Source organism: Nonomuraea sp. NPDC047529 (genome assembly GCF_040642995.1).
GTDB lineage: Bacteria > Actinomycetota > Actinomycetes > Streptosporangiales > Streptosporangiaceae > Nonomuraea.
In genome coordinates this window covers 103,717-117,758 of the sequence record NZ_JBEYTJ010000027.1, presented here as the reverse complement: position 1 = coordinate 117,758, position 14,042 = coordinate 103,717, and the positions used below count along the sequence as shown (strand labels likewise).

General features: G+C 73.0%; 11 protein-coding genes. All 11 read right to left on the bottom strand.

Translation table 11 applies throughout. The annotated features are described in order from the left end of the window. Positions 1-9: 9 nt before the first annotated feature. Positions 10-1,407 carry a UDP-N-acetylmuramate--L-alanine ligase gene (gene murC, locus ABZ815_RS34510; RefSeq protein WP_357705387.1) on the bottom strand — a complete coding sequence of 466 codons (1,398 nt, stop codon included), beginning with the start codon at positions 1,405-1,407 and terminating at the stop codon, positions 10-12. Then, a complete protein-coding gene (gene murG / locus ABZ815_RS34505) occupies positions 1,404-2,480 on the bottom strand; it encodes an undecaprenyldiphospho-muramoylpentapeptide beta-N-acetylglucosaminyltransferase (protein ID WP_357705386.1) in 1,077 nt (358 codons plus the stop codon). Before murG ends, murC begins: the two co-directional genes overlap by 4 nt. Before the next feature lie 12 nt (positions 2,481-2,492). Further along, positions 2,493-3,698, bottom strand: coding sequence for a putative lipid II flippase FtsW (gene ftsW / locus ABZ815_RS34500; protein ID WP_357705421.1), 1,206 nt, complete (start codon positions 3,696-3,698; stop codon positions 2,493-2,495). Positions 3,699-3,783: 85 nt separating this feature from the next. Next, the gene (gene murD / locus ABZ815_RS34495; protein WP_357705385.1) at positions 3,784-5,154 is read right to left on the bottom strand and encodes a UDP-N-acetylmuramoyl-L-alanine--D-glutamate ligase; all 1,371 of its coding nucleotides are present in this window, start codon (positions 5,152-5,154) and stop codon (positions 3,784-3,786) included. Beyond that, the gene (gene mraY / locus ABZ815_RS34490; RefSeq protein ID WP_357705384.1) at positions 5,151-6,209 is read right to left on the bottom strand and encodes a phospho-N-acetylmuramoyl-pentapeptide-transferase; all 1,059 of its coding nucleotides are present in this window, start codon (positions 6,207-6,209) and stop codon (positions 5,151-5,153) included. Before mraY ends, murD begins: the two co-directional genes overlap by 4 nt. Further along, positions 6,206-7,636 (bottom strand): UDP-N-acetylmuramoyl-tripeptide--D-alanyl-D-alanine ligase, encoded by a 1,431-nt coding sequence (murF, locus tag ABZ815_RS34485; RefSeq protein ID WP_357705383.1) that lies wholly within the window; start codon positions 7,634-7,636, stop codon positions 6,206-6,208. Before murF ends, mraY begins: the two co-directional genes overlap by 4 nt. Then, entirely contained in the window at positions 7,633-9,165 is a 1,533-nt protein-coding gene (locus ABZ815_RS34480; protein ID WP_357705382.1) for a UDP-N-acetylmuramoyl-L-alanyl-D-glutamate--2,6-diaminopimelate ligase, read from the bottom strand. The genes murF and ABZ815_RS34480 overlap by 4 nt, the downstream gene beginning before the upstream one ends. 40 nt (positions 9,166-9,205) lie before the next feature. Beyond that, positions 9,206-10,999: a penicillin-binding protein 2 gene (locus ABZ815_RS34475; protein WP_357705381.1), complete on the bottom strand. Its 1,794-nt coding sequence runs from the start codon at positions 10,997-10,999 to the stop codon at positions 9,206-9,208. A 931-nt stretch (positions 11,000-11,930) separates the two neighbouring features. Beyond that, positions 11,931-12,422, bottom strand: coding sequence for a hypothetical protein (locus tag ABZ815_RS34470; RefSeq protein WP_357705380.1), 492 nt, complete (start codon positions 12,420-12,422; stop codon positions 11,931-11,933). Beyond that, the gene (gene rsmH, locus ABZ815_RS34465) at positions 12,412-13,377 is read right to left on the bottom strand and encodes a 16S rRNA (cytosine(1402)-N(4))-methyltransferase RsmH (RefSeq protein WP_357705379.1); all 966 of its coding nucleotides are present in this window, start codon (positions 13,375-13,377) and stop codon (positions 12,412-12,414) included. Before rsmH ends, ABZ815_RS34470 begins: the two co-directional genes overlap by 11 nt. Positions 13,378-13,595: 218 nt before the next feature. Beyond that, positions 13,596-14,027: a division/cell wall cluster transcriptional repressor MraZ gene (gene mraZ, locus ABZ815_RS34460; protein ID WP_357705378.1), complete on the bottom strand. Its 432-nt coding sequence runs from the start codon at positions 14,025-14,027 to the stop codon at positions 13,596-13,598. Between the last annotated feature and the right edge of the window lie 15 nt (positions 14,028-14,042).

The following is a 14,042-nucleotide window of genomic DNA, read 5'->3' as shown; positions in this document are numbered from 1 at the left end:
CCGTACGGCTCAGGACAGGCGCGCCACGAGCTGCGGCCCGAGCTCGGTCACGTCGCCCGCGCCCATCGTGAGCACGATGTCGCCGGGACGCGCCCGCCCGGCCACCAGGTCGGGCACCGCCGCCCGGTCGGGGGCGTAGGCCACCCGCTCGGCCGGCAGCGGCACGCGCCCGGCCACCATCGCGCCGGACACGCCGGGCTCGGGATCCTCCCGCGCGCCGTAGACGTCGAGCACGATGACCTCGTCGGCCAGCGCGAGCGCGGCGCCGAAGTCGTCGGCGAAGAAGCGGGTGCGCGAGTAGAGGTGGGGCTGGAAGATCGCGATGACCCGGCCCGTGCCCGAGTAGGAGGCCACGACGTCGCGCGCGGCCCGCAGGTCGGCGGCCAGCTCGGTCGGGTGGTGGGCGTAGCTGTCGAACACCGCGACGCCGCCCGCCTCGCCCTTGGCCTCGAAGCGCCGCTTGGCCCCCGTGAAGGCCGCCAGGCCGTCTCTGATGTCCTCGAAGGCCAGCCCCAGCTCGTCGGCCACGGCGATGGCGGCGGTGGCGTTGAGGGCGTTGTGCGCCCCGGGGACGGCCAGCCGCACGTCTCCCCTGCCCTCGATGGAGAAGACCGTGCCGAAGCCGTCGGGCCGCACGCCGGTCACCCGGTAGTCGTCGCCGCTCTCGCCGTAGGTCCTGACCCGCAGCCCGCGCTCGCGCGCCCGCCCGGCCAGCTCGGCGGCCCCCGGGTCGTCGGCGCACAGGATGAGCAGCGAGCCCACCCGGTCGGCGAAGCGGGCGAAGCTGTCGTGCACCGCGCGCGGGTCGCCGTAGTTGTCGAGGTGGTCGGCCTCGACGTTGGTCACCACGGCGATGTCGGGGGCCAGCATGAGGAAGGAGCCGTCGCTCTCGTCGGCCTCGGCCACGAACACCCCGCCCGTGCCCTCGTCGGCGCCGAGCCCGGTGGTGACGAGCTGGCCGCCCACGCAGTAGGACGGCTCGGCGCCGCACTTCTGCAGCGCCACGGTCAGCATGGAGGTGGTGGTGGTCTTGCCGTGGGTGCCGGCGATGGCCACGCCGGTGCGGCCGGCCATCACCGAGGCCAGCGCGGCGGCCCGCGGGATGATCCGCAGGCCCTGCTTGAGCGCCTCGCCCAGCTCGGGGTTGGAGTCGCGGATGGCGGTGGAGACGACCACGGTGTCGACGTCGCGGATGTGGGAGGCGGCGTGCCCGATGTGCACGGTCGCGCCCAGCTCGCGCAGCTCGGTCACCAGCTCGGAGCTGCGCGCGTCGCTTCCGGTGACGCGGACGCCGCGCTTGAGCAGGATGCGGGCGATGCCCGACATGCCCGCACCGCCGATGCCGATGAAGTGCACGCGGCCGAGCTCTTCGACGGCTACGGGATCGACCAGCTTGACGAGACTCATCGGGCTATCTCCAACACTTTCCTGGCAAGCATGATATCGGCGTCCTTGCGCCCCAGTCGGGAGGCGGCCTCCGACATGACGACGACCCGCTCGGGGTCGCGGAGGATGGGCAGCACGTTCTGGATGATCCAATCGGGTGACAGGTCGGAGTCGTCGACCATCAGGCCGCCGCCGCCCCGCACGACGCGCTCGGCGTTGACGGTCTGCTCGCCGTTGCCGTGGGGCAGCGGCACGTACGCGGCCGGCAGCCCCACGGCCGTCAGCTCGGCGCAGGTGAGCGCCCCGCTGCGGCACAGCGCGACGTCGGCGGCGGCGTAGGCGAGGTCCATGCGGTCGACGTAGGGCAGCAGCACGTATTGAGGGTCGCCGGGCGGCGGCTCGTGCTCGACGGTGTTCTTCAGTCCGAGCACGTGGAGCACCTGGATGCCGGCCCCGCGCAGCACCGGCGCGGCGGCCAGCGCGGCCTCGTTGAGCGACCTGGCGCCCTGGGAGCCGCCGAACACCAGCAGCGTGGGCCGGTCGTTCTCCAGCCCGAACCAGGAGCGCGCCTTGTCGCCGGTGGACAGCCGGTCGAGCGTGACGATCTCGCGGCGCAGCGGGGTGCCGATGAACTCGGCCTTGGGCAGGGAGGCGTCGGGGAAGCCGGTGAAGACGTGGTCGGTCAGCCGGGCGCCCAGCCGGTTGGCCAGGCCGGGACGGGGGTTGGCCTCGTGGACGACGATCGGCAGGCCCTTGCGCTTGGCCGCCAGGTAGGCCGGCGTGGCGACGTAGCCGCCGAAGCCGACCAGGATGTCGGCGCCGACCCGGTCGAGCACGCCGGAGACGGCGTTGATCGCCCCGGCCAGCCGGCCCGGCACGGTCAGCAGGCTGGGAGTGATCGCCCTGGGCAGCGGCACGGCCGGCACCAGTTCGAGATCGTAGCCCCTGGCGGGCACGAGCCGCGTCTCCAGGCCGCGCTCGGTGCCCACGCAGGTGATGCCGACGCTCCGGTCAAGATGGCGCAGCGCGTCCGCAAGGGCGAGCGCGGGCTCGATGTGCCCGGCCGTCCCCCCACCGGCGAGGACCACCCTCATCTCGGTCACTCCCTAACGTCTCACTCGGCCTCTGGACGTACCCCCCAGGCCAAGCCAGCTTAGGCCCCGTGCGGCGGGTCCGGGGCCACGCGCGGCCAAGGCTTCGCGCGCGCCGGGCTCGCGTTTGGCGAACGACAGCAGGATGCCCAGCGCCGCGAGCGTGGGGAGCAGGGACGATCCGCCGTAGGAGACCAGCGGCAGCGGGATTCCGGTGATGGGCAGGACGCCGAGCACCGCGCCCATGTTGACGGTCGCCTGCCCGACGATCCAGGCCACCATGGCGGCCGCGGCCAGGCGTACGAAGCCGTCGTTGACCCGGACCGCCACCCGCAGCCCCGCGTAGCCGAGCAGGCCGAACAGCGCCACCACGATCAGCGTGCCCATCAGCCCCAGCTCCTCGCCGAGGATGGCGAAGATGAAGTCGCTCTCGCCGTGGGGCAGCCAGCTCCACTTCTGGCGGCTGCTGCCGAGCCCGAGCCCGAACCAGCCGCCCGAGCCCATCGCGATCTGCCCCTGGACGGCCTGGTAGCCGGCGCCCTGGGCGTCGGCCCACGGGTCGAGGAAGGCCCCGATGCGCTTCATCCGGTAGGGCTCGACCTTGATCATGATGACCGCGGCCAGCACCGCCAGCGCGAGGATGCCGCCGAACAGCTTGACCGGCGCCCCCACCACCCACAGCAGCGCCAGGAAGATCATGAAGAGCACGAGGGTGGTGCCGAGGTCGCGGCCGAGCAGGACCATGACGACCAGGATCGCGGTGCCGGGCATGAGCGGGATCAGCATCTGCCGCCACTCGATCCGGCCCTGCCTGGCCCGTCTGGCCAGCAGGTCGGCCCCCCACAGCACGAGCGCCAGCTTGGCCGGCTCGGACGGCTGGAGGGTGAACGGGCCGAGGTAGATCCACCGCTGCGCGCCCAGCTCGGACTCGCCGATGAACAGCACCATGACCAGTGCCAGCACCGCCAGCGCCATGAGCGGGTAGCCCGCCCAGCGGAAGAACTTCGGCGGCAGGCGCGAGCAGGCGTACATCACCGGCACGCCGACGCCGGCCGACAGCGACTGCTTGATGAACCACGAGAACGGGTTGCCGGTCTTCTGCTGCGCCTCGATCGCGGAGGCCGACAGCACCATCATCAGCCCGAGCGCGAGCAGCAGCGCGCTGCACATGATGATCAGGTAGTAGGTCGTCAGGGGCTTGTCGAGCAGTTCCTTCAGCACGGCGCGCTGCTCGCGGAACCAGCTCGCCGGGCTCTCCTGCGCCTTGCCCTGACCCGCGGCCGGACGGGTGCCGGCGGTCCCGGTGCTACTGCTCACGCCGCCGCCTCAGCTCGTGGACGGCACGGGCGAAGGCCTCCCCTCGCGCCGGGTAGCCGGGGAACATGTCGAGTGAGGCGCCCGCGGGGGAGAGCAGCACGGTGTCCCCCGGCGAGGCCAGGCGCGCGGCTTCGGTGACGACGGTGTCCATCACACCAGTGTCTTGGCCCGGGATGTCCACGACGGGGACATTCGGCGCGTGTCGCGCGAGTGCTTCGGCGATCGCCGCGCGGTCGGCGCCCAGCAGCACCGCGCCGCGCAACCGGGGCGCGGCCCGCCGGACCAGGTCGTCGACGTCGGCGCCCTTGAGCTGACCGCCGGCCACCCACACGATCGACGGGTAGGCGCTCAGCGCGGCGGCGGCGGCGTGCGGGTTGGTGGCCTTGGAGTCGTCGACGTAGTCGACGTCGCCGACCCGGTCGACGTGGGACAGGCGGTGGGGGTCGGGCTTGAAGGCGCGCAGCCCCAGGCGTACGGCCTCCGACGGGACGCCGAGCGAGCGGGCCAGGGCGGCGGCGGCCAGGGCGTCGGCCACGTTGTGGGGGGCCAGGGGCCGGATGTCGGCCAGCGTGGCCAGCTCTTCGGCCGCCTCCACCGGGTCGTCCACGAACGCCCGGTCGACCAGCAGGTCCTCGACCACGCCGATCTGGCCGCTGCGCGGCACCCGCAGCGTGAAGCCGACGGCGCCCTCGTAGGGCTCGGCCAGGCGGGCGCACTCGGGGTCGTCGGCGTTGTAGATCACGGTGCCGGCGCGTTCGTAGATGCGGCCCTTGGCGGCGGCGTACTCGGCCATCGAGCCGTGCCAGTCGAGGTGGTCGGGGGCGATGTTGAGGATCGCCGCCGCGTGCGGGGCCAGGGTGCTGGACCAGTGGAGCTGGAAGCTGGACAGCTCGACGGCCAGGGCGTCGTACGGCTCGGCGACGGCGCGTACGACCGGGACGCCCACGTTCCCCACGGCCAGGGCGTTGCGCCCGGCGGCCACCAGGATCGAGGTGAGCATGCGTACGGCGGTGGTCTTGCCGTTGGTGCCGGTCAGCGCGAGCCAGGGGGCCGCGTGCGGCGGGCGCAGCCGCCAGGCCAGCTCCACCTCCCCCACGACCTCGACGCCGGCGGCCAGCGCGGCGGCGATCAGCGGGTGGTGCGGCGCCCAGCCCGTGGTGACGAGCCTGGTCACGCCCTCGGGCAGGGCCATCTCGCCGAACCTGGTCTCGACCCCGGCCCTGGCCAGGGCGGCCGCGGCGGCGAGCTGCCGCTCGCCCTCCACGGCCTCCACGACCACGACCCGCTCGCCGCGCTCGGCCAGCACCTCGGCCACCGCGGTGCCGGAGACGCCGAGCCCGGCCACGCACGTGACCGTCATGACTTGGGCATCCACTCGACGTAGAACAGCCCGAGCCCGAGCGCCGCGCAGAGCCCGGCGATCAGCCAGAACCGCACCACGATCGTGGTCTCGGCCCAGCCCTTCAGCTCGAAGTGGTGTTGCAGCGGCGCCATCCTGAACACCCGTTTACCGGTCATCTTGAAGAACCCGACCTGGATGATGACGGACGCCGTGATGATCACGCACAGCCCGGCCAGGATGATCAGCAGGAGCTGCGTGCGGGTGGCGATGGCCAGCCCGGCCAGCACGCCGCCCAGGGCCAGCGAGCCGGTGTCGCCCATGAAGATCTTCGCCGGCGGCGCGTTCCACCACAGGAACCCGACCAGCGCCCCCAGCACGGCGGCGGCCACCACCGACAGGTCGAGTGGATCTCGCACCCAGTAGCAGTTGGGGCCGAGCTGGTCGATGCAGTTGTTGCGCAGCTGCCAGTTGCCGATCAGCACGTACGCGCCGAGCACGACGCCGGTCGCGCCGCTGGCCAGGCCGTCGAGGCCGTCGGTGAGGTTCACGGCGTTGGAGAATCCGACGATCATGAACAGCACCCAGATGGTGAAGCCGACGATGCCGATCGAGGGGCCGATGTCGCGCAGGAACGACAGCCGGGTCTCGGCGGGGGTGATGCCGTAGACGTTGGGCTGGCGGGTGATCAGCACGGCGAACACGGCGCCGACGACGAGCTGGCCGAGGGCCTTGGCGCCGCTGCGCAGGCCCAGGCTGCGCTGCTTGTAGATCTTGATGAAGTCGTCGAGGAACCCGACCGCGCCGAGGCCGGTCATCAGGAACAGCACGAGCATGCCCGACACCGTCGGCGGCGTGAGCGTGGCCAGATGGGAACCGCCGTAGGCCAGCAGCGCGGCCAGCACGAAGACGATGCCGCCCATGGTGGGGGTGCCCCGCTTGCCGAGGTGGGCCTGCACGCCCTCCTCGCGGATCTCCTGGCCGTAGCCGCGCCGGGAGAACAGCCTGATCGCCAAGGGGGTCCCCAGCATCGACAGGACCAGGCCCACCGCGCCGGCGATGACGATGTTGATCACTGAGCGGCACCTCCGAGAAGGAGCTCCGCCGTGCGTTCCAGGCCCATCGCGCGGGGGCCCTTGACGAGCACCGCGTCGCCGGGGCGCAGCAGGCCGGCCAGTGCGGCCGCCGCTGCCTCGGCGTCAGGGACGTGTACGATCCGGGTCATCTGGGGAGCATATGGCCCTCCGCCACCCGGCGGTCCCGCGGCGGCCGACACCGCCTCGTTCGCGCCCTCCAGCACCGGGCCCGCGTCCGGCCCGACGACGACCAGGCCCGTCAGGCCCGAACCGCCCGCCAGCCGCCCCAGCTCGGCGTTGAGCGCCGCGCTCTCGTCGCCCAGCTCGCGCAGGGCCGCGATGACCGCGTACCGCCGCCGCTCGCGTCCCATCACGCCGAACATGTCGAACGCGGCCCGCATCGAGTCGGGGTTGGCGTTGTAGGCGTCGTTGACCACCGTGACGCCGTCGGGGCGGTCGGTGACCTCCATCCGCCAGCGGCTGCGCGGCGTGGCCTCCGACAGCTCCTCGGCGATCGTGGCGACCGGCAGGCCCAGCTCGTAGGCCGCGGCGGCGGCGGCCAGGGCGTTCTCCACGGCGTGCGCGCCGTAGAGCTGGAGCGTGACCGGCGCGGCCCCGGACGGCGTGCGCAACAGGAACGAGGCCCGCCCGCGCGCGTCGACCGTCTCCTCCTCGGCCCGGATGGCCGCGCCCTCGCCGCGCCCGAAGTACGTCACCCGCGCCTCGGTGCGCGAGGCCATCTCCGCCACCAGCGGGTCGTCGGCGTTGAGCACCGCCACGCCGGTGCGCGGCAGCGCCTCCACCAGCTCGCCCTTGGCCTTGGCGATGGCCTCCTTGCCGCCGAACACGCCGAGGTGCGCGGTGCCGACGTTGAGCACCACGCCGATCCTGGGCGGCGCGATGCGGGTGAGGTCCTTGATGTGGCCGATGTTGCGGGCGGCCAGTTCGAGCACCATGAACCGGGTGTCGACGTCGGCGCGCAGCACGGTCAGCGGATGGCCGAGCTCGTTGTTGAAGCTGCCCACCGGCGCGATGGTCGGCCCCATCCGGCCGGCCAGCCTGGCCAGCAGGTCCTTGGTGCTGGTCTTGCCGGCCGAGCCGGTCACGCCGATCACGGTGGCCTGGGGCAGCGCCGCGGTCTGCGCGGCGGCCAGCTCGGCCAGCGCGGCCGCGGCGTCGGGGACGATCACCGCCGGCGCGTCGACCGGCCTGGAGGCCAGGACGGCCACCGCTCCGGCCCGGATCGCCTGCGCGGCGTAGTCATGGCCGTCGACCCGCTCCCCGGCGAGGGCGACGAACAGCGATCCCGGTTCCACCGCGCGTGAGTCGATCACTACGGGCCCGCGCACCACGGCGCGGGGGTCTGCCATGCCCGACAGGGCGCCCGAGGTTATCTCGGCGATCCTGGCCAGAGGCAACGGGATCATCGGTGCTTCCTGCTTTCCTTGCGTGCGTCGATCGCTTCGGCGACCACTTCGCGGTCGTCGAACGGGATCACTTCGCCTGAGACGTACTGGCCCTGCTCGTGACCCTTGCCCGCCACGACGATCACGTCGCCGCGGCCGGCCCGGCCGACGGCCAGGTCGATCGCGGCCGCGCGGTCGGGCTCAATGATCACATGAGCGCGGTCGCGGGGCGGAACGCCGAGCGCTCCCTCCATCATCGCGGCCAGGATGGCGAGCGGATCCTCCGAGCGCGGGTTGTCGTTGGTGAAAATGGCCACATCGGCCAGCCGGGCGGCGATCTCGCCCATGAGCGGGCGTTTGCCGGTGTCGCGGTCGCCGCCGCAGCCGAGGACGATCGTCAGCGTGCCCGCGGTCACCTCCCGCAGCGAGCGCAGCACCGACTCCACGGCGCCCGGCTTGTGGGAGTAGTCGACGAGCGCCTGGAACTCCTCCTCGGCGGAGGTGATGCGCTGCATGCGCCCGGGCACCCCCGTGAGGGTCCCCACGCCGTGCACGGCGGTCTGGAGCGGCACCCCCGACTCCACCAGGCAGACGATCGCGCCGAGCGCGTTGGCGACGTTGAAGGGCCCCGGCAGCGAGATCTGCGCGTCGGCCTCGACCCCGCCGGGGCCGGCCACCCGGAAGGCGCTGCCGTCGGCGCCTAGCCTGACCTCCAGCGCCCGCCACTCCGCCTCCGGGTCGCCGAGCGCCGAGAACGTGGTCATCGGCACCTTGGCCCGGTGCAGCAGCTCCCGGCCGTGCGGGTCGTCGATGTTGGTCACGCCGACGCGGCTCAGCTCGGGCTGGAACAGCCTGACCTTGGTGGCGAAGTAGTCCTCGAAGTCCTTGTGGAAGTCGAGGTGGTCCTGGGAGAGGTTGGTGAACAGCGCGACGTCGTAGAAGACGCCGTCGACCCGGCCGAGCGCCAGCGCGTGGCTGGAGACCTCCATGGTGGCCGCGGTGACTCCCTGCTCGCGCATCAGCGCGAACAGCGCGTGCAGCTGCGGGGCCTCGGGCGTGGTCAGGGTGGGCTCGAAGCCGATGTCTCCGGCGTGGATCTCGACGCCGCCGACCAGGCCCGTCGTGTGGCCCGCCGCCTTCAGCCCGGCCTCCAGCATGAACGTGGTGGTGGACTTGCCGCTGGTGCCGGTCACCCCGATCACCTGGATGTCGTGGGCCGGCTGGCCGTAGACCCAGGAGGAGACCTGCCCGAGCAGCGCGCGCGGATCGGGCACGATCAGCACCGGCAGGCCGGTGGCCACGGACGCCTCCCGCCCGGCCGGATCGGTGAGGACGGCCACGGCTCCGCGCGCCATCGCCTCGGCGGCGAAGGTCGCGCCGTGCACGCGGTTGCCCGGCAGCGCCACGTAGAGATCGCCGCGCTGCACGGCACGGGAATCGATGGTGACGCCGGTCAGGGCGGCGTGAGGTGACCTCGACGTGCCGGAATCGGCGTCGAGCATGGTCGCGAGCCCGGTCAGCGGACGGGGCGGGCTGGTCTTGGGACGCATAGACGACGGGGGACGCACGGCGAGAGCGTACCTTCCCTGCTCACTGTCCCGCGCGCGTACGCACCGGGGGCACGTCCGAGCCTGTGGGAGGAATCTTCCTGCTCTTGATGGCGAACGTCATCACATCCTTGAACACGGGGGCCGCGAGCTGGCCGCCGAAATGGCCGTTCTTGGGGTTCTGGAGCACCGAGAGCACCACCAGCCGGGGCGCGTCCGCGGGCGCGAACCCGACGAAGGAGGCCGTGTAGCCGTCGTAGCGGCCCAGCTCGGCGTCGTAGCGGTCGGCCGTGCCGGTCTTGCCCGCCACCCGGTAACCGGGGATGGCGGCCAGCGCGCCGGTGCCCTCGGCGCTCACCGCGGTCTCCAGCATGGTCGTGATCTCCTTGGCGGTCGTCTCGCTCACCACTCTGGTCTGCCTGCCCGCGGGAGCCGGGACGAACCTGCCGGTCGCGTCGGTGGTGCCCGCCACGATCTGCGGATCGACGCGTACGCCGCCGTTGGCGATGGTCTGGTAGACGCTGGCCGTCTGCAGGGCGGTCACCGACACGCCCTGGCCGTAGGCGACCGTGCAGCTCTGGCTGCCCGACCAGTTCTTGTAGTTGGGCAGCAGGCCCGCCTCGGCGTTCGGCACGCCGCCCGCCGGGGTCGTGCCGAACCCGAACGCCCTGAGCATCGTGTACAGGCGCTCGCTGCCGACCCTGCGGGCGGCCATGATCGTGGCCACGTTGCTGGACTGGGCCATGGCCTGCCGGAACGTCATCGCCTCGGGCTTGTGGGGGTGGGCGTCACGCAGCACCCGGTCGGCGCACTTGATGTTGTCGGGCACCTGGAACACCGTGTCGGGGGTGACCTCCTTGGCCTCCAGCGCGGCGGCGGCGGTGATCACCTTGTTGGTGCTGCCGGGCTCGAACACGTCGGCGGCGGCCTTGTTGACGTAGGAGGACGCGGGGGCCCTGCGCCAGTTGCCCAGGTCGAGCTCGGGCGCGTTGGCCATGGCGACGATCTGGGCGGTGCGCACGTCCATGACGATGACCGCGCCGCTGCTGGCGCCCGACTCGCGCACCTGGTCGGCGACCGACTTCTGGGCGGCCCACTGGATGTCGCGGTCGATGGTCAGCCGTACGTCCTGGCCGTTGACGGGCGCGGTGCGCTCGCTGCTGGTCATGGGGATGCGCAGGCCGTCGCGGCCCGTCTCGACGCGCTGCTTGCCGTCGCGGCCGGCCAGGATGCGGTTCTTGGCCTGTTCCATGCCGCCCAGGCCGTTGCCCTCGTCGCCGACGAAGCCGATGAGGCTGCCGGCGAGGTCGCCGGCCGGGTAGTCGCGGCGGTAGGTCTTCTTCGTGCTGAGGGCGGGCACGCGGGCCTGGAGCAGGCGCGTGGCCACGACCGGGTCGACGTCTCTGGCCAGGAGCTGGTAGCGGCTCTCGGTCCTGGACAGCTTGGCGGTCATCTCCTCCACGGTCTTGCCGAGCTGCCTGGCCAGGATCGTGGCCACGTTGGCGCGGACGTCCGCCGGGACCTTGGAGGGGTCGATGGACACCTCGCGGGCCTCCGACGTACGGGCCAGCGCGTTGCCGTTGACGTCGGTGATCGCGCCGCGCTTGGCGGGGATCTCCTCGACGTGCTGGCGCTGGCCGACCGCGGCGGCCTCGTAGACCTTGGAGTCGAGGCCCTGCATCTGGATCAGCCGCCCGGCGAAGATCGACAGGACGAACGTCATGCCGATGAGGCCGATGTTGATGCGCCTGCGCGGGCTGCCCAGGCGCAGGATCAGCGGGGGCCTCGGCGGGCGCGGCGGGGTGGGCGGGCGGCGCGGGCCCCTGGGGGGCGGCACGTCCGCGCCCCGGCGCAGCACGCCGTGCTCACGCCCCCGCGCCTGGTCCAGCCCGGACGTGCGGGACCGGCCGGAGGCGGAACCGCGCGTCCGGCCGGGGCCGCCCCCCCCCCCCCCGGCCCCCCCCCCCGCGCCCCCCCCCCCCGCCCCGCCCCCCCCCGGGCCGGCGGCCCCCCCCCGGGCCGGCCCCCCCGCGCCCGCCCGGGCCCGGAGCCGCGCGACTGCTCCGGCCGGGAGCCGCCTGACTGATCGGACCGGGAGCCGCGTGGCTGGTCCGCTCTGGAGCCGCGGGCCTGGTCGGGGCCGGGGCCGTCGCCACGCCTGCGCGGCCGTTCCTGCGGCGTCCTGCCCCTGGCGCCCTCGTCCCGTTCCTGGGACGCGCGTCCGCGCGCCCGGTCGTTCTCCTCGCGCCCCTGGGGAGCGCGGCCACGCCGGCGGTCGTCGTCGCGGCTCTGGGGGGTGCGCCCGCGCGGGCGGTCGTCGTCGTCGCGCCCCTGGGAGGCGGCGCGGCCACGGGAGCCGCCGGAGTCGTCGCGGGGTCGGCGGCGGGGGCCGTCGCCCGGGTCGCGGCGCGAGCGTGTGCCCTCGTCGTCGTCGCGGGGCCGCGCGCGGTCGCCGTCGTCGCGGCGCTGCCGGCCGCGGGAGCCGCCCGCGGAGTCGCGGCGGGCGCTGTCTCGCGCGTCGTCGCCGGGGTCCTGGGGCCGGCGCCCCCTCAGGTCGTCGTCGAACGGCAGGTCGAACGGGTCCGGAGGTCGCTTGCGCGGCGGGTCGTCCGGCGACGCCGGGCGGCCCGCCCCCTCGGAACGGGCAGAGCCTCCTCGCCCTGCCCGCCCCGGACCGCCCGGCGTACGACGAGCGGCGCCGGGCCCTCCAGGAGAGCCGGCGCCGCCTGCGCCGCGGCCGGGACCCTGTCCCCTGCCGCCTGAATCCCTCACCGCTCCGGGACCGCCGGGACACTCGGCTCGCCCTTGTCCCAGGGCCGCAGGTTCTTGTCCAGGTGGTAGCCCTGCGCCTCGGCGCGGTCCGCGAGGTTCTGGGGCTGCATCTTGCGCTCGTACTCCAGCCGGAGCGCTTCCTTCTCCTGCTGGGCGGCCGCGATCTCCTCGCGCAGCTTGGCGTCGGTGATGGCGTCGCGGTTGAGCATGATGTTGAGCAGCAGCAGGCTCACCAGCCCACCGCACATCAATCCGACGACGAGCAGCACGAACGGCGCCCGCTGCCGCTTGGTCGAGGGTCGCCGCGCGGCGGGACGGCGCGCGGACGCGGCGGGCTCGCCGGGGCGCGCGGCGGCCGGCCGCCGGACGTCGGTGTCAGGACGCGGCCGCGGCTTGGTCTGGTGCGAGGCGCCCGGCCTGCGCGTGCCCGGCTTGGGCACGGCACGGCGGACGGGCGTGACCCGGCCGGTCTCCTGCTCAATCGTCAACGCGGATCCTCTCTGCCGCCCGTAGCCGGGCCGAGGCCGCCCGCGGATTGCGGGCGAGCTCTTCATCGCTGGGGAGCTCGGCTCCCCTCGTCAGCAGGCGGAACCTCGGCTGGTGTGCCGGTAGCGGGACAGGCAGCCCCGGCGGGCTGGTGTCCTTGGTTCGCGCCGTGAGGGCCTGCTTGGTGAGCCGGTCCTCAAGGGAGTGGTAGGAGAGCACGACGACCCGCCCACCCAGCACCAGCGCGTCGAGTGCCGCGGGCAGCGCCGCCTCCAGGGCGGACAGCTCCGCGTTGACCTCGATGCGCAGCGCCTGGAAAGTCCTCTTGGCGGGGTTGCCGCCGGTGCGCCTGGTCGCCGCGGGGATCGCGTCGCGCACGATGTCGGCAAGTCTTTTGGTGGAGGTGATGGGCTCCTTGGCGCGTTCCTTGACGATAAGCCCCGCGACCCTTGGCGCGAAACGTTCCTCGCCGTAGTCGCGCAGGATTCGTACCAGGTCAGCGCCCGGATAGGTGTTGACCACGCGCTCGGCCGTCAGCTCCTGCTCGGTGTCCATGCGCATGTCGAGCGGGGCGTCGTAGGAGTAGGCGAAGCCGCGCTCGGCCTCGTCGAGCTGCGGCGAGGAGACCCCGAGGTCGAACAGCACGCCGTCGAGGGCGGGACGCCCGGCGTCGGCGACGATCTGCGCCAGGTCGCCGGAGGAGGCGTGGACCAGCGTGGTGCGCCCGGCGTAGGGGGCGAGCCTGCGGGTGGAGAAGTCGATCGCGAACGGGTCGCGGTCGATCCCGATGAGGTGCAGCTTGGGGAAGGTGGCGAGCAGGGCCTCGGAGTGGCCGCCCAGCCCGAGGTTGGCGTCGACGACGACCGGCTCCGGCCCCGCCAGCGCCGGGCCCAGCAGTTCCAGCACGCGGTCGAGCATCACCGGAACGTGACCGCTCGTGCCTACGTTGTCGTCCATCTCCAACCCCCCTCTCGCGTCCTGCTCGCGGATGACGCGTATTCGGTCAATCGTCAGTCATTCCTGGGTCCCCACCCGGCGCCGTCCGGCCAGGTCCCCATCCGCACCCTCTTCGTGGAGTCCGTCCTCTGACACCGGGGAAGGTGCATCAGTTGACGGACAGTGGTTGCGGGTGGAGACCTCGCCGAACGACCTCACCGACGGATCGACCGTGGTCACTACAAGATCCCTGGCAGCACCTCCTCCGACAGATCGGCGAACGCCTGCTCCTGCGCGTTGAGATAGGTGTCCCAAGCCTGCGAGTCCCAGATCTCCAGGCGGGTGTTGGCCCCGATGACGACGCAGTCACGGTCGAGGCCGGCGTATTGACGCAGGCTCTGCGGGATCGTGATGCGTCCCTGCTTGTCTGGTTTCTCGTCGGACGCGCTGGCGAAGAAGACGCGGCTGTAGTCACGCACCGCCTTGGCGGTGACCGGGGCGGTGCTGAGAGCCTCGGTAATGCGCTGGAACTCCTCTACTGGAAAGACGTAGAGGCATCGCTCCTGGCCTTTGGTGATCACAAGACCCTCCGCCAGCTCCTCACGGTACTTAGCCGGCAGGAACAGCCGTCCCTTGTCGTCAAGACGCGGTTGGTGGGTGCCGAGGAACATCGGCGCCACCTCCCG

What these genes read in the sequence shown, in the direction of transcription:
- ABZ815_RS34480 (WP_357705382.1), bottom strand. Translation starts at nt 9,165, where the DNA reads ATGCGTCCCAAGACCAGCCCGCCCCGTCCGCTGACCGGGCTCGCGACC.
- murF (WP_357705383.1), bottom strand. Translation starts at nt 7,636, where the DNA reads ATGATCCCGTTGCCTCTGGCCAGGATCGCCGAGATAACCTCGGGCGCC.
- mraZ (WP_357705378.1), bottom strand. Translation starts at nt 14,027, where the DNA reads ATGTTCCTCGGCACCCACCAACCGCGTCTTGACGACAAGGGACGGCTG.
- rsmH (WP_357705379.1), bottom strand. Translation starts at nt 13,377, where the DNA reads ATGGACGACAACGTAGGCACGAGCGGTCACGTTCCGGTGATGCTCGAC.
- murG (WP_357705386.1), bottom strand. Translation starts at nt 2,480, where the DNA reads ATGAGGGTGGTCCTCGCCGGTGGGGGGACGGCCGGGCACATCGAGCCC.
- murC (WP_357705387.1), bottom strand. Translation starts at nt 1,407, where the DNA reads ATGAGTCTCGTCAAGCTGGTCGATCCCGTAGCCGTCGAAGAGCTCGGC.
- murD (WP_357705385.1), bottom strand. Translation starts at nt 5,154, where the DNA reads ATGACGGTCACGTGCGTGGCCGGGCTCGGCGTCTCCGGCACCGCGGTG.